The sequence below is a fragment of the Pseudoduganella guangdongensis genome, assembly GCF_009857475.1.
GTDB lineage: Bacteria > Pseudomonadota > Gammaproteobacteria > Burkholderiales > Burkholderiaceae_D > Rugamonas > Rugamonas guangdongensis.
The window spans coordinates 12139-35232 of record NZ_WWCJ01000030.1 but is presented as its reverse complement, the minus strand read 5'-3'; the positions used below and the strand labels follow the sequence as shown (position 1 = coordinate 35232).

At 65.7% G+C, this 23094-nt stretch carries 18 protein-coding genes; 15 read left to right on the top strand and 3 right to left on the bottom strand.

The window, feature by feature from the left end:
* The first annotated feature begins 71 nt into the window (after positions 1-71).
* Together GTP41_RS27870 and GTP41_RS25550 are read left to right on the top strand one after the other, a co-directional pair.
* Positions 72-2096, top strand: a complete 2025-nt coding sequence (locus tag GTP41_RS27870; RefSeq protein WP_161028416.1) for a methyl-accepting chemotaxis protein — start codon at positions 72-74, stop codon at positions 2094-2096.
* 8 nt (positions 2097-2104) lie between these two features.
* Positions 2105-2941 carry an HDOD domain-containing protein gene (locus GTP41_RS25550; RefSeq protein WP_161028415.1) on the top strand — a complete coding sequence of 279 codons (837 nt, stop codon included), beginning with the start codon at positions 2105-2107 and terminating at the stop codon, positions 2939-2941.
* A gap of 253 nt (positions 2942-3194) precedes the next feature.
* On the opposite strand, the gene msrC is transcribed toward GTP41_RS25550, so the two are convergent.
* A complete protein-coding gene (gene msrC, locus GTP41_RS25545; RefSeq protein WP_161028414.1) occupies positions 3195-3704 on the bottom strand; it encodes a free L-methionine (R)-S-oxide reductase MsrC in 510 nt (169 codons plus the stop codon).
* Positions 3705-3769: 65 nt separating this feature from the next.
* On the opposite strand from msrC, the gene GTP41_RS25540 reads away from it, so the two are divergent.
* The 7 genes from GTP41_RS25540 (at position 3770) to GTP41_RS25510 (ending at position 11810) form a co-directional block, all read left to right on the top strand.
* Positions 3770-5197, top strand: coding sequence for a RecQ family ATP-dependent DNA helicase (locus GTP41_RS25540; protein ID WP_161028413.1), 1428 nt, complete (start codon positions 3770-3772; stop codon positions 5195-5197).
* Between the two features lie 18 nt (positions 5198-5215).
* Positions 5216-6220, top strand: coding sequence for a ligase-associated DNA damage response exonuclease (locus tag GTP41_RS25535; protein WP_161028412.1), 1005 nt, complete (start codon positions 5216-5218; stop codon positions 6218-6220).
* On the top strand, positions 6213-7850 hold the full coding sequence (locus GTP41_RS25530; RefSeq protein WP_161028411.1) for an ATP-dependent DNA ligase: 1638 nt from the start codon (positions 6213-6215) through the stop codon (positions 7848-7850). The genes GTP41_RS25535 and GTP41_RS25530 overlap by 8 nt, the downstream gene beginning before the upstream one ends.
* Positions 7847-10411: a ligase-associated DNA damage response DEXH box helicase gene (locus tag GTP41_RS25525; protein ID WP_161028410.1), complete on the top strand. Its 2565-nt coding sequence runs from the start codon at positions 7847-7849 to the stop codon at positions 10409-10411. Before GTP41_RS25530 ends, GTP41_RS25525 begins: the two co-directional genes overlap by 4 nt.
* On the top strand, positions 10408-11064 hold the full coding sequence (gene pdeM / locus GTP41_RS25520; protein ID WP_161028409.1) for a ligase-associated DNA damage response endonuclease PdeM: 657 nt from the start codon (positions 10408-10410) through the stop codon (positions 11062-11064). The genes GTP41_RS25525 and pdeM overlap by 4 nt, the downstream gene beginning before the upstream one ends.
* A gap of 133 nt (positions 11065-11197) precedes the next feature.
* Positions 11198-11545, top strand: a complete 348-nt coding sequence (locus GTP41_RS25515; RefSeq protein WP_161028408.1) for a KGG domain-containing protein — start codon at positions 11198-11200, stop codon at positions 11543-11545.
* Positions 11546-11570: 25 nt separating this feature from the next.
* Positions 11571-11810: a hypothetical protein gene (locus GTP41_RS25510; RefSeq protein ID WP_161028407.1), complete on the top strand. Its 240-nt coding sequence runs from the start codon at positions 11571-11573 to the stop codon at positions 11808-11810.
* Between the two features lie 49 nt (positions 11811-11859).
* On the opposite strand, the gene GTP41_RS25505 is transcribed toward GTP41_RS25510, so the two are convergent.
* Positions 11860-14109: a catecholate siderophore receptor Fiu gene (locus GTP41_RS25505; protein WP_229503073.1), complete on the bottom strand. Its 2250-nt coding sequence runs from the start codon at positions 14107-14109 to the stop codon at positions 11860-11862.
* Positions 14110-14282: 173 nt separating this feature from the next.
* On the opposite strand from GTP41_RS25505, the gene GTP41_RS25500 reads away from it, so the two are divergent.
* The 6 genes from GTP41_RS25500 to GTP41_RS25475 all read left to right on the top strand — a co-directional run bounded on the left by GTP41_RS25500 (position 14283) and on the right by GTP41_RS25475 (position 21663).
* Positions 14283-14918: a PepSY-associated TM helix domain-containing protein gene (locus tag GTP41_RS25500; RefSeq protein WP_229503072.1), complete on the top strand. Its 636-nt coding sequence runs from the start codon at positions 14283-14285 to the stop codon at positions 14916-14918.
* A gap of 7 nt (positions 14919-14925) precedes the next feature.
* Entirely contained in the window at positions 14926-15441 is a 516-nt protein-coding gene (locus GTP41_RS25495; protein WP_161028404.1) for a DUF2271 domain-containing protein, read from the top strand.
* Between the two features lie 9 nt (positions 15442-15450).
* Entirely contained in the window at positions 15451-16269 is an 819-nt protein-coding gene (locus tag GTP41_RS25490) for a DUF4198 domain-containing protein (protein WP_161028403.1), read from the top strand.
* A 3-nt stretch (positions 16270-16272) separates the two neighbouring features.
* The gene (locus tag GTP41_RS25485; protein WP_371867411.1) at positions 16273-17301 is read left to right on the top strand and encodes an FAD:protein FMN transferase; all 1029 of its coding nucleotides are present in this window, start codon (positions 16273-16275) and stop codon (positions 17299-17301) included.
* Complete coding sequence (locus GTP41_RS25480; protein WP_161028402.1) at positions 17298-18665, top strand: sulfite reductase subunit alpha; 1368 nt, start codon at positions 17298-17300, stop codon at positions 18663-18665. Before GTP41_RS25485 ends, GTP41_RS25480 begins: the two co-directional genes overlap by 4 nt.
* Positions 18666-18909: 244 nt before the next feature.
* The gene (locus GTP41_RS25475; RefSeq protein WP_161028401.1) at positions 18910-21663 is read left to right on the top strand and encodes a TonB-dependent receptor; all 2754 of its coding nucleotides are present in this window, start codon (positions 18910-18912) and stop codon (positions 21661-21663) included.
* 165 nt (positions 21664-21828) lie between these two features.
* Here GTP41_RS25475 and GTP41_RS25470 read toward each other — a convergent pair whose 3' ends face one another.
* On the bottom strand, positions 21829-23094 hold the full coding sequence (locus tag GTP41_RS25470; RefSeq protein ID WP_161028400.1) for a DUF2325 domain-containing protein: 1266 nt from the start codon (positions 23092-23094) through the stop codon (positions 21829-21831).

The window sequence follows — 23094 nt, the reverse complement described above, 5'->3', positions numbered from 1 at the left end:
ATATGATCAAAACAAGGGGTAACGCGGTGCAAGTGCGCACCTTCGATTGTTCTTTTTTTTGGGAAACTGCCATGAATCCTACCTCGCTCCTCGGCCAGCTCAAGCTGGGCCACAAGTTCATGATTCTCGGCCTGATCGCAGCCTTGCTGGCGATTATCCCGGCTTACCTCTATATGCGCGAAGCGGGCAAAGTGCTGCAAGCCTACCAGGGCGAACACGAAGGCTTGCCGGTGGTGGTCGATGGCTTGAAGGTCGTGCAGTACACCCAGCAGCATCGCGGCTTGTCGGCGCTGGTGCTGGGCGGCGTGCAGGCGGCTGCGGAGAAGCGGCGCGCCAAGCAGGTCGAGGCCGACGCCGCGTATGACCGGCTGGAAAAGGCGGCAACGGCCCTGGGCGACAAAGCTATCATCGAGGCCTTTGCCGCTGCCAAGCAGGAATGGCAGGCGCTGCGCAATGGTGTGGCGGAAGGCAAGCTGACCGTGCCGCAAAGCTACGCCGGGCACACCGGCCTGATGCCCAAGCTGTTGAAGGTGAATGAGCTGATCGGCGACGCTTACGGTTTGAGCCTGGATCCGGACAAGGACAGCTACCAGCTGATCCAGGCCATGTTCTACCAGTTGCCCTGGCTGACGGAAGAAACCGGCAAGTCGCGCGCCAAGGGCGCGGGCCTGCTGGCGAAGAAGGAAGCGACGGCGGAAGACCGCATGCAGCAAGCCTCCATCATGGCGCGCGTGTCGGACCGCCTGGACCAGACCATGACCGCGTTTGGCAAGGCGGCGCTGGCCAACCCGGACATTGACGCCAAGCTGGGCGCGCAGATGCGTGCCGCCGGCGACGCCGCGCGCAAGGTTGTCGAGCTTGGCACGGAGCAGATCGTCAAGGCCGACCCGCTGACTTATTCCGGCGAGGAATGGGTGGCGCGCACCACGGCGGCGATCGACCTGCAGTTCGCCCTGAACGAAGCGGCGGCCAAGGAGCTGGACGTCATGCTGAATGACAAAGTGGCTGGCTTCAAGCAGCAGCGCTGGATCATGATCATCACCATGCTCGGCCTGTTCGCACTGGCGGCCTGGATTTGCGCGTTGATCGCCCGTTCGGTGACAGGGCCGTTGCAAAACGCGATTGCGGTGGCGGATGAGGTGGCCAAGGGAAAGCTGGACAATGATTTCGACGTCGGCCCGCCGAACGAGGTGGGGCAGTTGCTGCGCTCATTGAAAACCATGAGCGAGAGCTTGCGCGGCATCGTGTCCGATGTGCGCGCCAGCGTGGACCAGATCAATGCCGCCAGCCGCGACATCGCGACCGGCAATGCCGATGTCTCGGCGCGCCTGGAATCGCAAGCCTCCAACCTGGAGGAAACGGCTTCCTCGATGGAGGAGCTGACCTCCACCGTGAAGCAGAATGCCGACAATGCGCGCCAGGCCAACCAGCTGGTACACAACGCTTCCGATGTGGCCAGCAAGGGCGGCCATGTGGTGACCCAGGTGGTGCAGACCATGGGCGAGATCAACGACAGTTCGCGCAAGATCGTCGATATCATCGCCGTGATCGATGGCATCGCCTTCCAGACCAATATCCTGGCGTTGAATGCCGCCGTGGAGGCGGCGCGCGCCGGCGAGCAGGGGCGCGGCTTTGCCGTGGTGGCGTCCGAAGTGCGCAACCTGGCGCAGCGTTCCGCCTCGGCCGCCAAAGAGATCAAGGATTTGATCCACCACAGCGTGGACCGGGTGGAGCAGGGCAATAAGCTGGTGGGCGAGGCGGGGCAGGCCATGCAGGAGGTGCTGAAGAGCGTGCAGAGCATCACCGTCATCATGCAGGAAATCGCCACCGCGTCGGCCGAGCAGGGTAACGGCATCGAGCAAGTGAATATGGCCGTGACGCAGATGGACGACACCACGCAGCAGAACGCGGCACTGGTGGAGCAGACGGCCGCCGCCTCGGCCAGCCTGCAGGACCAGGCGCAAAACCTGGTCAAGGCGATCAGCATCTTTACGTTGGGGAATGAAGAGCGGGTAGCGGCGCCGACGGCGCGCATGGTGCAGGCCGCGCGGCGCATGCCAGGCAATGTGCGCGCATTGCGCGCCGCCTCGGTATAATTTCCTGCATGGAAAAGCTCAGGGATATCGCGACTATCATTTCGGAAGTACAGCGGGGGGAACTGGTGTTCCCCACCAGCGTCAATGCCGCCCTGGCCTTGCAGCTGGCGCTGGCCGACCCCGAGTGCCATGACGACCAGGTAACGCGCAAGGTGCTGGGCGAACCGGTGCTGGCCGCGCGCGCGGTGGCGCTGGCCAATGCCGCCGTGTTCCGCCGCCATGGCGCGCCGCCCATCACCGGCGCGCGCGCGGCCGTTATGCGCCTGGGCTACCGCAACCTGTATTCGCTGGCGGCTGCCATGGTGGTGCGCCAGTTCGGCGCCCGCCTGCGCGACCCGCAGTTGCGCGAGCGCGCCGACCAGCTGTGGAAGTATTCAGCCCATGTGGCCGCCATTGCCTACCAGGTGGCGCGCCATATCACGCGCAGCGATCCCGATACGGCGCTGTTCGCCGGCATCGTGCATGAGGCGGGCAATTTCTATTTGCTGTCGCAGGCCGACCAGGTGCCGGGGGTGCTGGAGGAATTGGGGCCGCGCATGGGGCCGGTGCAGGAAATCGTGTCGCGCGAAGTGCTGCGCAAGCTGCAGGTGCCGGAGCAGGTCGCCGCCGCCATCATTTCCCTGCGCGACGGCGCGATCAGCCTGCCGCCAGTGGGACTGCGCGACACCCTGCTGCTGGCGCGCCACCTGTGCCCGGTGCTTTCGCCAGTGCTGGCGCCGCAGGACGATTACCTGGTGCGGCGCGCCGACATGCTGCACTGCCTGGAAGCCTTCCCCGACCTGGCCGAGCTGCTCGACCTCGCCGCCGCGGAAGCGCGCTCCATGGGCAATGCCTTGCTGGCATAAGGTTCGAAGTCGAAGTCCGACAATTCGTCCACCGTGGATGGCGGCGCCGCCGGCATGACCGCTTGCGCCAAACCGATCTCGCGCGCGGCTTGCTGTGTTGCCAAGGGGTGTCCGCCTGCCGACTCGCCTGCAAGGTCGTGCCGTAAGCTGGGATAGTGCTTGACCAGGAGCTCAATGCGCGTCCGCTCACAGGGCAGGCCAGGTGCTGGCATCCACCCCAGTCAAGCGCGACCGGGGCGACGTATGAGGTATATCAGGGGCGGGATTGTTCGAGGATGCGCACCAGGGATTCGATGCCCTCGGCGTCGACGGCGTCGAAGCGGCCCGGGCGTGGGCTATCAAGGTCGAACACACCGATCACCGCGCCATCCTTGTCGAAAATCGGCACCACCAGCTCCGAACGCGAGGCGGCGTCGCAAGCGATGTGGCCAGGGAAGGCGTGCACATCTTCCACCACGATGGTGGCGCGTTTTTCGACGGTGCTGCCGCACACGCCGCGGCCCTTCTTGATGCGGATGCAGGCCGGCTTGCCCTGGAACGGGCCCAGCACCAGCTCATCCGGCCCTTGCATGAAGTAGAACCCCGCCCAGTTCAGGCCCGGCATGGTGTTGAACACCAGCGAGCTGGCGTTGGCGGTATTGGCGATCCAGTCGGACTCGCCGTGTACCAGGCCGCTCAGCTGCGAGCGCAGGTCGGCATACATGGCGCGCTTGGCTTCCGGGGTGTCGGTGCTGTAGGTAGTTTCGGTCAGGGAAAAAGACATGTTGCCACTCGGTATGTTACTTAGGTCGCCGACATCTTACCAGCAAACGGGTTACCTTGCGCCCCATGACTACTCATCATCAAATCCGCAAAGTGCTGCGCGACGTGTTTGGCATGGAACATCTGCGCCCCGGCCAGCAGCAAGTGATCGACAGCGTGCTGGCGGGCCGCGACACGCTTGCCATCATGCCCACCGGCAGCGGCAAGTCGCTGTGCTACCAGATCCCGGCTGCGCTGCTGAAAGGCAGCACGGTGGTGGTGTCGCCCTTGATCTCGCTGATGAAGGACCAGGTGGAGAAGCTGGACGATATCGGCCTGCCGGCGGACCAATTGAACAGCAAGGTGCCGGCCGTTGAGCAGCAGGAAGCGCAGCAGGGGCTGCGTGAACGGCAGGAGCGTATCGTGTTCTGCACGCCGGAGCGGCTGACCACGCCGGACTTCATGTCGCTGCTGCACCAGGCCGATATCGGCCTGGTGGTGGTGGACGAGGCCCACTGCATCTCACGCTGGGGCCACGACTTCCGCCCGGCCTACCTCGATATCGGCGCCGCGCTCGATGCGCTGGGCCGTCCGCCGGTGCTGGCGCTGACCGCCACTGCCACCGACGAGGTGGTGGACGATATCCGCCAGCAGCTGGGGGCACCGGCCATGCGGGTAGTTAACACCGGCATTTACCGGCCCAAGCTGCACCTGGCCGTGCGCCAGGTCACCAACCCGGACCAACGCGCTGCCGAAGCGCTGCGCCTGGTGCGCGAAACGGCGGGCAGCGGCATCATTTATGCCGCCACGGTGAAAGCGGCCGAGGACATGCTGGCAGCGCTGGAGGAGGCCGGCGAGAGCGTGGCGCTGTACCACGGCAAACTGAATGCGACGGAACGCCGCCAGAACCAGGAAATGTTCATGTCCGGCGCGCGCCGCGTGATGGTGGCCACCAACGCCTTCGGCATGGGGATCGACAAAGCCGACCTCCGTTTCGTGATCCACCTGCAGGTGCCGGCCAGCCTGGACGCCTATTACCAGGAAGCGGGACGCGCCGGGCGCGACGGGGAAGCGGCGGAGTGCACCTTGCTGTACTTCCACGCGGACAAGCGCGTGCAGCAGTTCTTCCTGGCGCGGCAATATCCGGATGCCGCGTTGCTGCAAAGCGCCTTTGACGCTGTGGCCAAGGGCGAGCGGCCGCGCGACCATCGCAGCCAGGTGGCGTTGAAACTGCTGAAGGAAGGCGGCTGGCTACAGCAGGACCGCAAGCTGCAATACCGCCTGACCGGAGCCGCGCCGCGCCCGGTTGACCTGCAGCGGAAGGCCGAGCACTATCGTGAAAAGCAGGAGCGCGACCGCGAAGCGCTGGCGCAAATGGTGTCTTATGCACAGAGCGGCTACTGCCGCTGGAGACTGCTGCTGGACTATTTTGGCGACCAGTCTGCCGGCATCGAGCGTTGCGGCGTGTGCGACAACTGCATCGCCCCGCCGACCATCGACAGCGGGATCAATTAGGTCAACCAGGAGCCTGGCATGCCGGACATGGTAGTGGTGCGCAAGGAGGGGCTGTATTGCGTTCCGGGCGATTTCTATATCGATCCCTGGCAGCCGGTGACGCGCGCCGTCATTACCCATGGCCACGGCGACCATGCGCGGCGCGGCCACGGGCACTACCTGTGCGCGGCGCCCGGCGCGGGCATCCTGCGCACGCGGCTGGGCGACATCACGGTGCAGGGCCTGGCGTACGGCGAACATGTGGTGCACCAGGGCGTGCGCATATCGCTGCACCCGGCCGGGCACGTGCTCGGCTCGGCCCAAGTGCGTATGGAGTACGGCGGCGAAGTATGGGTCGCATCGGGCGACTACAAGGTGGAGCCGGACGCCACCTGCGCCCCGTTCGAGCCGGTGCGCTGCGATTGCTTCATCACCGAGTCGACCTTCGGCTTGCCGATCTACCGCTGGCAGCCGCAGGCGCAGGTGTTCGACGAAATCAATGCCTGGTGGCGGCGCAATGCGGCGGAAGGGCGCTGCAGCGTGCTGTTGTGTTACGCCTTCGGCAAGGCGCAGCGCATCCTCAGCGGGCTGGCGGCCGGCATCGGCCCAATCGTGTGCCACGGCGCGCTGGAGCCGCTGAACCGCATTTACCGTGAGGCGGGCGTGGCGCTGCCGGCCACCGTCATGGTGGGCGACATCGACAAGGCCGCGCTGCGCCAGGCGCTGGTGCTGGCGCCGCCGTCGGCCGCGGGCTCGCCCTGGATCAGGCGTTTCGGCGAGTTCAGCGACGCTTTCGCCAGCGGCTGGATGCAGTTGCGCGGCGCGCGCCGCAGGCGCGGCGTGGACCGGGGCTTTGTGCTGTCCGACCATGCCGACTGGCCCGGACTGCTGCAGGCCATCGGCGCCAGCGGCGCGCAGCGCGTGATCGTGACGCACGGTTCGATCCCGGTGATGGTGCGCTGGCTGTGCCAGAACGGCCTGGATGCGAAGGCCTTCGACACCGAGTTTGGCGACGATGAGGCGGCGGAGGCGGGTGATGCGTGAATTTGCCCGCCTGTACGCGGAGCTGGATGAGACCACGGCGACCAAGCGCAAGCTCGATGCGCTGCAAGCCTATTTCAGCCGCGCCGCGCCGGAAGATGCGGCGTGGGCGGTGTACTTCCTGGCGGGCGGCAAGCCGCGCCAGGCGGTGCCGGTCAAGCTGCTGCGGCAGTACGCGACCGAGTACGCCGGGCTGGACGAGTGGCTGTTCGACGAGTGCTACCAGGCGGTGGGCGACCTGGCCGAAACCATCGCCCACATCCTGCCGGCGCCGCAGCGCCGCAGCGACCTGGGGCTGGCGGCATGGGTCGAGCAGCGCATCGCACCGCTGCGCGGGGCGCCGCCGGAGCAGGTGCGGGCGGCGCTGTTCGGCTACTGGGAGGAATTGGAGACGCGCGAGCGCTTCCTGCTGCTGAAGCTGATCGGCGGCGGCTTCCGGGTCGGCGTCTCGCGCCTGCTGGTGACGCGCGCGCTGAGCGCCATCGCGGCGCTGGACAGCAAGCTGATTGCCCAGCGCCTGATGGGCTGGACCGACGGCAGCGTGCGGCCCACGGCGCAGGGCTTCCTGCAGCTGATTGCGGCGCCGTCGGCGACGGAACACGCGGAGCGCGGCGGGCAGCCGTATCCCTTCTTCCTGGCGCATGCCTTGCAGGCCGATCCTGCCACGCTGGGCGAGCTGGCGGCCTGGCAGGTGGAATGGAAATACGATGGCATGCGCGCGCAGCTGGTCTCGCGTTCCGGCCTGAACTGGCTGTGGTCGCGCGGCGAAGAGCTGATTTCCGAGCGCTTCCCGGAGCTGGCGGCGATTCCCTTGCCGCCCGGGACGGTGGTCGATGGCGAAATCCTGGTGTGGCCGCCCGGCAGCGCTGCGCCGGCGCCGTTTGCCGCCCTGCAGAAGCGCATTGGCCGCAAGACCCTGAGCGCCCGGTTGCTGGCGGAGCTGCCGGCCGTGCTGGTGGCCTACGACGTGCTGGAACTGGATGGGGTGGATGTGCGCCAGCTGCCGCAGCATGAGCGGCGCGTGCTGCTGGAACAGTTGGTGGCGCAGGTGGGGCATGCCGCATTGCGCCTGTCGCCGCTGGTGCTTGCCACTGACTGGGCGCAGTTGGCCGGGTTGCGGGGCGAGTCGCGCAGCCGTGGCGTGGAGGGCATGATGCTCAAGGCGCGCCAGGCGCAGTACGGGGTCGGGCGCACCAAGGATGTCGGCACCTGGTGGAAGTGGAAGATCGATCCCTACAGCGTGGATGCGGTGCTGGTGTACGCCCAGGCGGGACATGGGAGGCGCGCTTCCCTGTACACCGACTACACCTTCGCGGTGTGGGACCGCCAGGACGGTGGCGAGGCGCGCCTGGTGCCGTTTGCCAAGGCGTATTCGGGGCTGACCGATGCCGAGATCGCGCAGGTGGACAACGCCATCCGCCGCACCACCATCGAGCGCTTCGGGCCGGTGCGCAGCGTGAAACCGAGCATGGTGTTTGAAATCGGCTTTGAGGCCATCGCCCTGTCGCCGCGCCACAAGTCGGGAATTGCGGTGCGTTTTCCGCGCATCCTGCGCCGGCGTGAGGACAAGGCGGTGCAGGACGCCGATACGCTCGACACCTTGCGCGCCTTGCTGGCGCAGGCGCCGGCATGAGCCCCGCTTTCCCCCGGCCACGCCCGCTGCCGCCGCGCCGCGCCACCGCGGCAGCGCCCGATCCGCAGGCGTCCGACCCGCAGCCGTCCGCCGCATCGCCCACGGCGCGCGGCGCGGGGCGTGCAGGGGCGGCGCTGCGGGCGCCGTCGCGCACCCAAGTGGAGTCCTGGTTCGCGGCGCGCGGCTGGCAGGTGTTCCCTTTCCAGCGCGCCGTATGGGACGCCGCGCAGCAGGGCAAGTCCGGCCTGCTGCACGCCACCACCGGCTCGGGCAAGACGCTGGCGCTCTGGCTGGCCGCCTTGCAGCGCGCGCAGCCGGGCCGCCAGCAAGGCCTGCGCGTGCTGTGGATCACCCCAATGCGCGCGCTGGCCGCCGACACGCTGCGCGCGCTGCAATCGAGCGCCGCCGAGCTGCTGCCGGGCTGGCAGGTCGAAGCGCGCACCGGCGACACCGACAGCGCTGCCCGCGCGCGCCAGGCGCGCCAGCTGCCGCATGCCCTGGTGACGACACCGGAAAGCCTCACCGTCCTGCTTAGCCGGCCCGACGCCGAGGCATTGTTCGCGCAGCTCGATATGGCCATCGTCGATGAATGGCACGAGTTAATGGGCAATAAGCGCGGAGTCCAGACCCAGCTCGCACTGGCGCGCCTGCGCCGCTGGCGCCCCGGCCTGGCCGTGTGGGGCCTGTCCGCCACGCTGGGCAACCTGCAGCAGGCGTGCGAGGCGCTGGCCCCCGGCGGCGCCATCGTCGAAGGTCAGGTGGCCAAGGCGCTACTGATCGACACCCTGATCCCCGAACATCCCGCGCGCTTTCCCTGGGCCGGCCACCTCGGCATCCAGATGCTGGAGCCGGTCGCCAACGAAATCGCGCAGCATGCCAGCACCCTGGTGTTTTGCAATACGCGCTCGCAGGCGGAGCTGTGGTATCAGAAGCTGCTTGCCGCGCGGCCGGAATGGGCCGGCCTGATCGCCTTGCACCACGGCTCGCTGGACAAGGAAGTGCGCGACTGGGTCGAACAGGGCATCAAGCAGGGCAAATTGAAGGCGGTGGTCTGCACCTCCAGCCTGGACCTCGGGGTCGACTTCCTGCCGGTCGAGCGCGTGCTGCAGATCGGCAGCGCCAAAGGTGTTGCGCGCCTGCTGCAGCGGGCCGGCCGTTCGGGCCACGCCCCCGGCCGCAGCTCTCGCATCACGCTGGTGCCGACCCACAGCCTGGAGCTGCTGGAAGCGGCCGGCGCCAAGGAGGCGGTGCGCGAACGCCACATCGAAGCGCGCCACCCGCCCGAGAAACCGTTGGACGTGCTGGTGCAGCACCTGGTCACGGTGGCGCTGGGCGGCGGCTTCCGCAGCGCAGAGCTGTACCAGGAAGTGCGCAGCGCCTGGTCCTATCGCGCCCTGGGTGAAAGCGAATGGCAATGGGCGCTGGACTTTGTGGCGCGCGGCGGGCAAAGCCTGGTGGCCTACCCGGAATATCGCCGCGTGCTGCCGGACGAGGACGGCGTCTACCGCGTGCCCGACGCCGCCATTGCGCGCCGCCACCGCATGGGCATCGGCACCATCGTGTCGGAAGCGGTAGTGCAGGTGAAGTACCAGAATGGCGGCAGCCTGGGCAGCGTGGAGGAGGGCTTTGTGGCGCGCCTGTCGCGCGGCGACCATTTCCTGTTTGGCGGCCGCATCCTGGAGTTCGTGCGCCTGCACGAGATGACCGCCTACGTACGGCGCGCCAGCGGCGCCAAGGGCGCCGTGCCGCGCTGGCAGGGCGGCAAGATGCCGCTGTCGTCCGAGCTTGCGCACGCCGCGCTGGAGCAGTTGCGGCGCGCCAGCGAGGGCCGCTACGAATGCCCCGAGATGCAGGCTATCCGCCCGCTGCTCGCGATCCAGCAGCGCTGGTCGGCCCTGCCCACACCCGGCACCACCGTCATCGAGTCGATGCAAAGCAGGGAAGGGCACCACCTGTTCGCCTACCCATTTGCCGGGCGCGCGGTGCATACCGGCCTGGCCGCGCTGCTGGCCTACCGCTTGGCGCGCAGCCGGCCCGCCACCTTTTCCATCGCGGTCAACGACTATGGCTTCGAGCTGCTGGCACCCGAGGCCATGCCGTGGCGGGCGGCGCTGGAGGATGGCGCATTCAATACGGAGAACCTGCTGGAGGACGTGCTGGCAAGCCTGAATGCAGGCGAACTGTCGCAGCGCCGTTTCCGTGAAATCGCGCGCGTCGCGGGCCTGATCTTCCAGGGCTATCCTGGTCAGCCGAAAAGCAACCGCCAGTTGCAGGCATCCTCCTCGCTGTTCTTCGAAGTCTTTCGCAAGCACGACGCCGGCAACTTGCTGCTGTCGCAGGCCCAGCGCGAGGTGCTGGAGCAGGAGCTTGAATTGGGACGCCTGCGCGCCACACTGTTACAACTACAGCAGCGCAGCGTGAGCTTCCACGAAGTGCGCCGCGCCACGCCCTTTGGCTTTGCGCTGATGGTGGAGCGCTTCCGCGAAAAACTCACCACCGAACGCTTGCAGGACCGTGTGGCGCGCATGCTGCGTGAGCTGGAAAAGGCGGCCGGGCCATGAAGGGCTGCGCGGTGGAACTGGCGGGGGAGCAGGTGCTGCTGCTGGCGCAAAAGGCGCTGTACTGGCCCGCCGCGCGCACCCTGATGGTGGCCGATATCCATTTCGGCAAGGCTGCCAGTTTCCGCGCCCTGGGCGTGCCGGTGCCGCGCGGCACCACCAGCGAAAACCTGGCGGCGCTGGACGCATTGCTGCGCGACTTCGACATCGCGCGCATCGTGTTCCTGGGCGATTTCCTGCATGCGAAAGCGGCGCGGGCGCAGGCGACGCTGCAGGCCATGCTGGCGTGGCGCCGGCGCCATGCGCAACTGGAGCTGGTACTGGTGCGCGGCAACCACGATGTGCGTGCCGGCGATCCCGCCGCCGTGCTGGCGATGACGCTGGTGGATGAACCGTTCCGCTGCGGACCGTTTGCGCTGTGCCACCATCCCGAGCTGGCCAACGACGGCTATGTGATCGCGGGCCATGTGCATCCGGTTTACCATTTGCGCAGCGGCCGCGAGTCGCTGCGCTTGCCGTGTTTTGTGGTGGGCGCGCAGCGCGCCATCCTGCCGGCCTTTGGGGCCTTTACCGGCGGGCATCCCCTGATTCCTCAAGGCACGGATCGCCTGTACCTGGTGGCCGACGAATTAGTTTTCCCAATTGAAATTCGGTAGGCAATATCCTACATTTGTCGCGCTGAACGTCCTATATTACCTGTACAGTGCTTGCAATAACATGAGTTCTCCCGCGCCGTAGCACTGAGGGAGCGGGGATTTTTTCCATCCGAACCGAGCAGGGGGACGAATCATGGCTTCGAACAACCAGGGCGACAAACGCGGCAATCGGCAGGACAGCCCGTCCGGCAGCAAACAAAGCGCACGCGGCTTTGCATCGATGGACCCGCAGCGCCAGCGCGAAATCGCATCCGAAGGGGGGCGCGCAGCCCACCAGAAGGGCACGGCACACGAGTTCACTTCCGAAGAGGCACGCCGTGCCGGCAGCATGAGCCACAAGAACGATGGCAATCGCCAGAGCGGTGCGCGTGGCAACGCCAGCCGCAGCGGGCAGCAGCCCGAGCAAGGTCAGCAAGGTCAGCAAGCCGACCAGGCGGGCCAGGACTACCAGGGCAGCAAGCAGGGCGGCGACAAGTACTAAGTTACTAAACGGCAAGGAGGCCCGTATGGGAACCAAGCCTGACAAATCCCGCAAGGATACGGAGAGCCAGCAAAACTTTGTGCTGGTCGACACAGAGCATCCGGAAATCAGCAACAGCAATATTCCGGAAGGCCAGGTAAGGCGCGCCGACCGGCCACTGCCGGGCAACCGGCAAAGCGCCACCGAAAGCGGTTCGCGCCAGGGCGGCAGCAACCTCGGCACGGAGGGCGGCGCGCCCGGCCCGGACGCCAGTTCCGGCGTGTAAAAAAAAAGGCGGACTCGCGAGAGTCCGCCTTTTTCACGTCAGAGCAACCTTAGAACTGGAAGTTCGCGGTGACTTGCGCGTAGCGCGGGGCGCCCAGCGAGGCGCGCGCGCCGCTGTTGTTCAGCGAGTTCAGGTAGAACTTGTCGAACACGTTGTACACGTTCAGCTGCAGGCTGATGTTCTTTTGCAGCTTGTACGACGCCATCAGGTCCACCACGGTATAGGCCGGGATCGAAGGCATATTGCTGGTGGCCGGGGTGGCGTTCACGTCGATCAGGCGCATTTGCTTGCCCTGGTGGCGGGCACCGCCGCCAACGGTCAGCGCGTCGTTGTACTTGTAAGTGGTCCACAGGGTGGCCGAGAACTTCGGCGACCAGCGGCTGACGGCGCCTGGCGCATTGCCGCCGGTGAGGCCTTCCTTGATCTCGGTGTCCATGGTGGCCAGGCCGGCAGTCACACTCCAGTTCTTGGTGATCTGGCCAACTGCACCCAGTTCGATACCCTGCACCTGGCGTTTGCCCAGCTGCGCGTAGGTGTTGGTGGCGGCATCAACCAGTTGCGGGAACTCGTTTTTGTTGGTGGTGCGGTAGACGGCGGCAGTCAGGGCCAGCTGCTTCTGGATCACGTCCCACTTGGTACCCAGTTCCAGGTTGGTGGTTTTTTGCGGGTCCAGCGAGGCGCTGTTGATGCTGTTGGTGTTCTGCGCTGCCAGCGAGAAGTTGGCGCTGCCTGGTGGCGTTTGCGAAGTCGCAACGGCCAGGTAGACGGTGCCGTCAACGGTAGGCTTGTACACCACGCCGGCCTTGTAGCTGGCCAGGGTGTCGGATTTGTCGAAGTGGGTCGCAGTCACCACGTTGGTGGTGGTGTTGTGGGTGCCGACATTGGTTTCGGTGTCGTAGCGCTCATAGCGTACGCCGCCGTTGATTTGCCATTGGTCGTTCAGCTTGATGGTGTCGAACAGGTAGGCGCCGATGGTGTCGGTCTGGCCTTTGGAGAAGCCGCCGCTCAGCACTGGCTTGAAGCCGGTCAGCACCGCGTTCCGGTCCGGGTGGTACAGGTTGGCCGCTGGCGCGGTGCCCAGGCTGCTCGCCAGGCGGGCAGGGCTGAATTGCTCTTCGCTCAGCAGTTCCAGGCCGGTGGAGACTGTGTGCTTCAGGCCACCCAGCTCAAACTCGCTGACGATGTTGGTGGTGTTGGCCAGGACTTTGTTTTCCTGCAGGACGCTTTGGCGGGAACGGCTCACAGTCCAGCTGGATGGCGCCGGGGTGACCATGGTCAGGGTGTTGATACCGGTCAGGATACGGTCCATTTTGGATTTACCGTAACGGGTGGTATTGGTCAGCGTGGTTTTTGGTGCCAGCTCGTGTTCAATCTTGGCGGTGACCATGTCGGCGTCCACGTCTTCGTAATCGCCCTTGATGCCGTACCAGTTGTTGCGGTCGACGCGCGGCGCTACGCGCAGTGCTTCGCCTGCATTGTAGAAGCCTTCCATGCCGACGCTTGGGGTGCCGCCATCAGGCACGTTGTTCTGGCGCACGTGTTGCGAGAACAGGTAAATACGGGTGGGCGAACCCAGGCCCCAGGCGATGGATGGAGCGATCGCCTTGCTTTCGCGGTCCAGTGCATTGGCGCCTTTGACGCTGCCGTCCTGAACCATGGCGTTCAGGCGCAGGGCGCCGCTGCTGCCGAAGCTGCGGGTGACGTCGGCCGTAGCGCGCTTCACGCCGCCTTGGGTAAAGGCCAGCGAGGCGGCAGTCGAATCTTCACGGGTTGGCAGTTTGGATACCAGGTTGATGTAGCCGCCGGCCGCGCCGCGGCCAATGTCGGCACCAGCCGGGCCTTTTGCCACTTCCACTTGCTCGATATTGAAGGCTTCGCGGCTGACAGCGCCCAGGTCGCGGATACCATCGACGAAAATCGAGTTCTGGGCGGCGAAACCGCGCATCTGGAAGGTGTCGCCAGCGCTGGTGTTGCCGTTCTCGCCCAGCTGCAGGGTGATGCCCGGGGTGTTGCGCAGTGCTTCAACGATGGAGGAGGCGCCCTGTTCCTGGATCACTTCTTTCTTGATCACGGAGATCGTTTGCGGGGTGTCGACCAGTGGTGCAGTCAGTTTCGGCGACGAGGCGCGGTCGGCCTTGTACGACGTTTCGGCTGCGGCTTCCACCTTGACTTCGGCCATGGTCTTTTCTTGCGCCTGGGCGGCGGCGGACAGCGGCAGGCCGATGGCGGCCATGGCGATCAGGGATTGGTTCAGCAGGGGCTGGGAGGCCAGCGAGTGCTTACGGCTACGGATGGTCAAAATTCTCTCCAGGTTGATGCAGTTGATGTTGTTCTGGCTGGCTGCATCCATCTGGAAAACGGTGCTGGCTGGCGATGCGGGAATGTATAAGAATGTAAATGATAACGATTCTCAATTGCATTGGCAAGCCCTGTGCATTATCATCTTGGAATTCACTTACCGAAAGAAACGTTTTGAGCACCCCGGAAACCCAAGCCAAACGCGCCGTCTGGCTCAAACTCCTGCATGAATGGCACTGGGTCAGTTCAGCCATGTGCCTGCTCGGCATGTTCCTGTTCGCGATCACCGGCATCACCCTGAACCACGCCAGCCAGATCGAGGCCAAGCCGAGCGTGGTGCGCCAGCAGGCCACCGCGCCGGCCACCCTGGTGGGCGAACTGCAAGCCTTTGCGGAAAAGCACGACGGCGAAAAGGCGCCGCTGCCGGCGGCGGGCGAGCAGTGGCTGCGCGACACCTGGTCGCTCAAGGCCGGCGGGCGTGAGGCGGAATGGTCGGTCGACGAGGTGTATTTGCCGCTGCCGAAGGCGGGCGGCGACGCCTGGGTGCGCATCGGCCTGGAGGATGGCGCGGCGGAGTTTGAGAACACCGACCGTGGCTGGATTTCCTGGCTGAACGACGTGCACAAGGGCCGCAACACGGGCACGGCCTGGAACTGGTTCATCGATATCTTCGCCGTGGCCTGCCTGGTGTTCTGCATTACCGGCCTGCTGATCCTGAAATTCCACGCGGCCAAGCGGCCGATGACCTGGCCGATGGTTGGCCTGGGTATTGTTATTCCCTGCGTTATCGCTTTACTGTTTATTCACTGAGGACTCTATGAAACTTCGTTATTCGATCGCCGTCGGCTTGCCGCTGGTGAGCGTGTCCGCGATGGCGGCCGACCTGACTCTGAAATTCGACCTGCCGCAGCTGAACGTGGCGGAATACCACCGCCCGTACGTGGCGGCCTGGCTGGAGAACGGCGACCAGAAAGTGGTGGCCAACCTGGCCGTCCTGTACGACGTGAAGAAGAAGGACAATGCCGGCGCCAAGTGGCTGAAAGATATGCGCCAGTGGTGGCGCAAATCCGGCCGCGACGTGGAAATGCCGCTGGACGGCGTGAGCGGCGCGACGCGCGGCCCGGGCGAGCACACCCTGAGCTTCCCGGTGGCCAAGGAGGCGCTGAACAAGCTGCCGGCCGGTAATTATCAATTGGTGATCGAAGCGGCGCGCGAAGCGGGCGGCCGCGAGCTGGTGAAAGTGCCGGTGGCCTGGCCGCCGAAATCGGCGGCATCCCTGTCCGGCAAGGGCAAGGAAGAGCTGGGCAATGTGATCGTGCAAGTCAAACCTTAAGGACCAACCATGAAGCTGACTAAAACCCTGATCGCACTGGCCCTGGCCGGCGCCGCCTTCAGCGCCCAGGCGCACAAGCCATGGCTGCTGCCGTCGTCCTCCCTGGTGGACCACAAGGACCCATGGGTCACCGTGGACGCCGCCATTTCGGAAGGCCTGTTCGACATCGACCATGTGCCGCTCAAGCTGGACGGCATCACCATCACCGGCCCGGACGGCGCCAAGGTGGACATGCAGAACGCCATGACCGGTCGCCTGCGTTCGACCTTCGACGTGAAGCTGGCCAAGCCGGGCACCTACCGCATCGCCCTGGTCAACCAGTCCGTGATGGCGAGCTGGAAAGTCAACGGCGAAGTCAAACGCTGGCGCGGCGCGGAAGCCGAGATGGCAGCCAATGTGCCGGCCAAGGCCGACGAGCTGACCGTGTCGCGTACCGCCAGCCGCCTGGAAACCTTCGTCAGCTCCAACAAGACCGACGAGGCGGTGTTCAAGCCAACCGGTGTCGGCCTGGAACTGGTGCCGGTGACGCACCCGAACGATATGCGCGCGGGCGAAGAGGCCAAGTGGAAGTTCCTGCTCGATGGCAAGCCAGCGGCCAACCAGGCCTTCAGCCTGATCCCGGGCGGCGTGAAATACCGCGGCACCCTGGGCGAAATCCGTTTCAACACCGATGCCAAGGGCGAGGTCAGCTTCACCATCCCGGAAGCCGGCATGTACCTGGTGTCGAGCAGCTGGCCGGCCGCCGTGGCGCCGCAGCCTGGCCAGCCGCGCCAGATGCCGGCGCGCCGCGTGACCTACGCGGCGACCGTGGAAGTGTTGCCGCAGTAAGCAGTGCGACGCGTCCTGTTGCCGCCGACCATTAGCGCCGAGCCGCCGCCGGCGGCGGCGCAGGTGCTCGATTTTGGCGGCGCCACCATGGGCACCACCTGGTCGGCCCGGGTGGCGCTGCCCGGGCGTGCCGCCGGCGCGCCGCCGTTGCGGGCGGCCGATTTGCAGGCCGGCCTGCAGCGCGAACTGGACCAGGTGGTGGCCGAAATGAGCCACTGGGAGCCCGGCTCCGACCTGGGCCGCTTCAACCGCGCCGGCGCCTGCACCTGGCAGGCCCTGCCGGATGGTTTCTTTGACGTCTTGCAATATGCCATGGGCGTCGCGCGCGACAGCGGCGGCGCTTGCGATCCCTGCGCTGGCGCGCTGGTCAACCTGTGGGGCTTCGGCCCCAGCGGGCGCCACGACCAGCCGGGCTTCGTGCCGCCCAGCGCGCGCGATGTCGCCACTTTGCGCGCTGGCATGGCGGGCCGCCTGGTGGAGCTGGACATCCCGCGCAAGCGCGCCTTCCAGCCGGGCGGCGTGCAGCTCGACCTGTCGGCCGTGGCCAAGGGCTATGGCGTGGACCGCCTGGCGCAGTACCTGGAAGGGCAGGGCTTGCAGCATTACCTGGTCGAGGTAGGCGGCGAGCTGCGCGGCGCCGGGTTCAAACCAGATGGCCAGCCCTGGTGGGTGGCGCTGGAAGATCCAGCCGCGATGCCGGGCGGCGCAATCGCCGTGGCCTTGCACGGCCTGGCGGTCGCCACCTCGGGCGACTACCGCAAATACTTTATGCAGGACGCCACCCGGCGTCCGCACACGATTGATCCCCGCAGCGGCATGCCGATCACCAATGCCCTGGCGGCGGTGACCGTGGTGCACGAGCGCGCCATGGCGGCCGATGCCTGGTCCACCGCGTTGACGGTGCTGGGCCCGCAGGACGGCCTGGCGCTGGCCGAGCGCAAAGGCCTGGCCGCCCGCTTCCTGCTGCGCCAAGGGGAGGGGCTGCGCGAAATCCTCAGCAGCCGTTTCCAGAAAATGCTTGAAGAAGAATGATCCTGACGAATGACCCGCTCCGCCTCGGCCTGACCGCCGCCCTGTTTGCCAGCTATGGCGTGGTGTGCCTGCTACCTTGGCTGCGCGCGCGGCGCGCCCGTGCCGCCGCGCGCGCGGCCAAGGCGGCGGCGGGCGATTCGCCCTGGCTGGTGGCGTACGCCAGCCAGACCGGCAGCGCCGAACTGCTGGCGCGCCAGACCAGTGAAACCCTGCGCGTGGCCGGCATCGCCCACCACCTGTGCGAGTTCGATGAGCTGGACGCGGCCACCTTGCAGTCCAGCGAGCGCATCCTGTTCCTGACCTCGACTTACGGCGAGGGCGACCCGCCCGACGCGGCGGCGCGCTTTGCGCAGCGCCTGATGGCGCGCAGCGACCTGGCCCTGGGCCAGCTGCACTACGCCGTGCTGGCGCTGGGCGACAGCGCCTACAGCAGCTTTTGCGGTTTTGGCCGCGCGCTGGACGCCTGGCTGGCCGCGCGCGGCGCCCAGGCCCTGTTCCCGCGGGTGGAGGTGGACCGCAGCGCGCCGCCGGCGATTGCCGCCTGGCGCCAGCAATTGAGCCACCTGGCCGGCACCAGCGACGCCCCGGACTGGGACGCGCCCGCCTTCGAGGAATGGCGCCTGGCCGCGCGGCGCCACCTGAACCCGGGCAGCAGCGGCGCGCCGATTTACCACCTGGAGCTGGCGCCGGCCGCCGGCGCCGCACTGCCGGACTGGCAGTCGGGCGACCTGGTGCAAGTGGCGGCGCCGGCTGATCCCGCGCGTCCGCGCGAGTATTCGATTGCCTCCATCCCGGCCGACGGCCGGGTACACCTGCTGGTGCGCCTGCACCGCCATGGCGACGGCAGCCACGGCCTGGCCTCCGGCTGGCTGACCCAGCAGGCGGAAGAGGGTGCCAGCGTGCGCCTGCGCCTGCGCGCGCACCGCCGTTTCCGCCTGGAATCGAATGCCGAACGGCCGCTGATCCTGATCGGCAACGGCAGCGGCATTGCCGGCCTGCGCGGCCACTTGAAAGCGCGCGCGGCGGCCGGCCAGGCGCGCAACTGGCTGCTGTTCGGCGAACGCGACCCGGCGTTTGACGCCTTCTACCAGGACGAACTTGATGGATGGCAACGCGATGGCCTGTTGCCGCGCCTCGACCTGGCGTGGTCGCGCGGGCCGCAGGGCAAGGAGTATGTGCAGGACGTCCTGCGGCGCCAGGCGGCCACCCTGCGCGCCTGGGTGGCGGAGGGGGCGGCGATTTACGTGTGCGGCAGCCTGGAAGGGATGGCGGCCGGAGTGGATCGTGTCCTGGAAGAAATTCTTACACCCGCCGGCGCGGCGGAGTTGGCCAGCGCGGGCCGCTACCGGCGCGACGTCTACTAGATGAAAGTACCACTGTTGCGTTGAAACTACAGCTGCCTGTTTTTTGGTCAAATGAAATTTGGTCGCACCGGGTGCCGTTCAAACTATCTCTTGATATTTAGACTGAATATCAATTGTGACATCGAAATGACAATTTCTCGAAGCCCGTCAAAGATTACTCCCCGCATAATCCGCGATCGATGGGCAAGAGTTTAAGTACCGTTTTTGCTCATTGGGATTTTTCTCGTAACCAAAGGAGTAATGAATGGTATTCCAAGAAAAGATCGGCGTGCGCTCTGTACGTCTGGCACTGTCTGCAATCGCGCTCGTCGCCGCTGGCGCTGCCGCCGCACAAGATGCGCCGCTGCAGCGCGTTGAGATCACCGGTTCCGCAATTAAGCGTATCAATGTAGAAGGCGCACTGCCAGTGCAGCGCCTGACCTCGGAGCAAATCGCTAAGACTGGCGCGACCTCGGTGGCCGATCTGGTTCAGGCGCTGCCAGCGATGCAAGGTTTCTCCATTGCCGCGACCGCCGCCGGCTCCAACTCCGGCGGTAACGTTTCGGCCTCGATCCACAACATCGGCGAAGCGTACACCCTGGTGTTGCTGAACGGCCGCCGTATTGCTCCGCAAGGTTCCGGCTCGACCATCAACCTGAACGCCATCCCGATGAGCGCGGTTGAAACCATTGAGATCCTGACCGATGGCGCGTCCGCCCTGTACGGTTCCGACGCCATTGGCGGCGTCATCAACTTCATCCTGAAGAAAAACTACCAGGGTCTGAATGTCGAAGCTCATATGGCTCGCCCAGGCGAATCGAGCGCCGGCAAGAACCACAACTTCAGCCTCACTTACGGCCAGGGCGACCTGGACGAAAACGGCTACAACGTTCTGTTGTCCTACCGCCGCGACGACCACAAGCAACTGCGCGCGCTGGACCGCGACTTCGCTGATACCGCGTATATCCCATTCGGCTGGAACGGCAAGAACTACGTTTACGACCGCACCAGCGCGGCAACCATTCCGGCCAACGTGTCCGCCACCTTCAACACCAAGGGTAGCGAACCAATCGGCTTCAATCCATACGAGAAGAAGAACGGTAAGTGCGCGCCAATGAACCAACTGGCGCTGAGCAATACCGCGCTGGTTCAGAACTGCGGCTTCGACTTCGTGCAGACCATTGAAATCGTGCCTGAAAACACCCGTGACAGCCTGTTCGGTAAGGCGACCGTCAAGGTCAACGACAAGCTGAACGTTTTCGTTGAAGGAGCTTACTCGCGCCTTGACCTGACCGCACGTATCGCGCCTAACACCGCATCCGTGTCGATCGCCAAAGGTTCGCCGCTGTACAACACCTACGTACGTCCATACCTGACCAGCGCGCAGGATGCTGACGTTAAATCCGTGACCGCCAGCTACCGTACCTACGACTGGGGCACCCGCGACAGCCAGACCATCACCACCTCCAAGAACTTTGTGGTGGGTGCGGAAGGCGAAATTGGCGCGTGGAACTTCGGCACCGGCCTGACCTGGTCCGAGAATGCCATCGATGAGCGCTACGTGGGCGGCTACGTGAAGAACGCCGAGTTCCGCGACATGCTGGCCAAGAACCTGTTCGACCCATTCCTGGGCATCGGCGCGCAAGCGGATGCAACCAAGCAGTTGATCGCCAACTCCGTGTACAAGGGTTCCATCCGCGACGCATCGACCACCATGAAGGGCATCGATGCACGCGCTTCGCGCGAAGTGATGCAGCTGCCGGCTGGCGCCGCCAGCGTGGCAGTTGGCGGCGACTACCGCAACTACCACTACGTGCAGACCCCACGCGCCACCGCCAGCGATATCTTTGGCTTCAGCGCATCGCCAGCTTATGACCTGGAGCGGAACAACTACGGCGTATTCGCCGAGATGGTGGCACCGGTTGTGAAGTCCCTGGAAGTGACCGCTGCAGTGCGTCGCGACACCTTCGAAGCCGTCAAGAACGCGCTGGCGAAGCGTGACATGGGCAGCAAGGAATCGTCCGGCACCTATAAAGTCTCGGCACGCTGGCAGCCAGTCCCGTCGTTCCTGGCACGCGGTTCCTACGGCACCGGCTTCAAGGCCCCATCCATGCTGGCCATCGGCCAGCCGCTGGTATCGGCCGGCTTCACTTCCAAGTCGTGGGCTTGCCCGCCAAACCTGAAGGCTGAAAACCCGGACTATTGCCAGGTCGGTACCCGTCAGTACAACGTAGTGTCCGGTGGTAACGAAGACCTGAAGCCAGAGAAGTCGAAGCAATACACCGTGGGCTTCCGTTTCGAACCAACCAACAGCTTCTCGGTGCAGGCTGACCTGTGGAACGTGAAGATGACTGATGCGGTTGACAGCGTGAGTGAAGAGCAGATCTTCACGCAGTTTGAGAAATACCGCAACCTGTTCACCACTTTCGTGGATCCAGGTAACGGCCAGACCTACTGGGCCAAGAAGACCCAGTCGATCAACATCGGCCAGGTCCTGAACCGCGGCGTGGACTGGGAAACCACCTACCGCCACAAGTTCTCGTTCGGTAACCTGACCACCACCTTGAACGGCACCTATATGCTGAAGTCCGAGAAGCTCGAGGTGGGCACCGTCCCCGACAAGTGGCTGAGCAGCATCAACTACTTCGGCGTCGATAACCAAGTGGCATTCCGACACATCGTCCGCCTGTCCACCACGCTGGACACCGGCGCGTTCTCGAACAGCCTGGTCGCCCACTACCGCAACGGTTACACCGATGCAGAAGCAACCAGCCGCAACACCGCGACCAACGCACTGGAAACCTTCCGTATCGAAGTGCCTTCGCACCTGACCTTCGACTGGCAGGGCAAGTGGAAGTTCAACAAGCAGCTGCTGCTGCGCGCCGGCGTGAAGAACATCGCCGACCGCAACCCACCGTTCTCGCTGCGTGCATCGTCCGGCCACCAGGTTGGCTTCGACCCACGCTACGCAGACCCAATGGGCCGCACCTTCTACCTGACCGGCAACTACAGCTTCTAAGCTAAGTTCCGCCAGTAGCAAAAAGCCCCGAGCGCGCAAGCGTTCGGGGCTTTTTTGTTTCGGGGTCAGGTCAAAAAATGGGGACGGAAAAAATGGGGACGTACCCTATTTTTCGCGCAGCGAAAAATAGGGTACGTCCCCATTTTTTTTCCGTCCCCATTTTTTTTAGACCTGAGCCCGAATTTCTCTTTGCAGGGTGGTGACGCTGGGGTTGTCTACGAAGATGCAGCGCTTCTGGTGGCGCTTGCAGAAGTCTTTGACGCGCCAGTAGGCGCTGTGGCTGATACAGGCGGTCTGGCAGATCACCAGGTCGGCGGCGGCCATGCTGCTCTCCAGGCGCGCCACATTGTCTTCCAGGCCGCCGTCGTGGTGCAGGAACTCGGCGCCGGTTTCTTCAATCACGGCGCGGTAGCCGGCGACGCTGCCGGCGCGGCCGCCGACGCACAGTACGCGCTCGGCCAACAGGCCGTGCAGGGTGATGCGCTGCGCCGTGGTGCCCGCCAGGACAGCCGGCCCGCCCGTTGCGGCGATGGCGGCTGCCTGAGTGGCGAGCGATGGTTGCGTTGCGGCGCGCGCTTCGGCGGCGGCCAGGGCGCTGCGTGCTTCGGCCAGCTGGCGTTCCAGCGCGGCGCGGGCTTCGACAGCTTCCAGGCGGGCCTGGCGCGCGGCGGCGGCTTCGGCGCGCAGTTCATGCACGCGTTGTTCGGTGTCGGCCAGCTGGCGTGCCAGCCGTTCGCGCGTGGCCAGCCCGGGGATGGTGGCGTGCAGCTCTTCCAGCTGCTGGCGCTGGGAGGCGATCACGCTGTCGCGCCCGACCAGTTGGGCGCGCAGCAACATCAGGGCCGAGGCGTGCTGCTCCTGTTCGGCGTGGCGCTCGACCTGCCAGGCCGTGCTGCGCTGCTGCAGGCGCGCCAGTTCGCGTTCCTGCGCCGCGTTGGCTTGCTCTAACTCGTGCAGGCGGCTGATGTCGGCGCGCGTGGCGGCGCCGGCCTGGTGCTGGATCATGTGCAGGTCGCGGCACATGCGTTCCTGCAGTTCCAGGGTGCAGTGCGGGTGGCTGAGGCCGGCCCAGAAGGGGCCGGGCACGTCGCCGCTGGCAACGGCGGCCACCCACAGCGTTTCCAGCGCGGCGGCGTCGCGCGCGCTACGGAAGCGCTGGATCACCACGGCGTAGCGGCGTTCCAGCTCCTTTTGCACGGCTTCCGACAGCTTGTTGCGGTGGCCGCATTCGCTGACTGCGCCCACGTGAACTTCATAGTCGTCAGCCAGCACCTTGCCGCCGACGGCCTTGGTGACGATCTTGCGCAGCACGCCCAGCGGCAGGCCGACGCCGACCAGCGGACAGTGGCAGGTGTGGGGCAGGTCCCAGATGCGGCGGCGGCGCGCCGGTTCGGCGGCCGGGCTGGGCGCGGCCTGGTGCTTGTCACACAT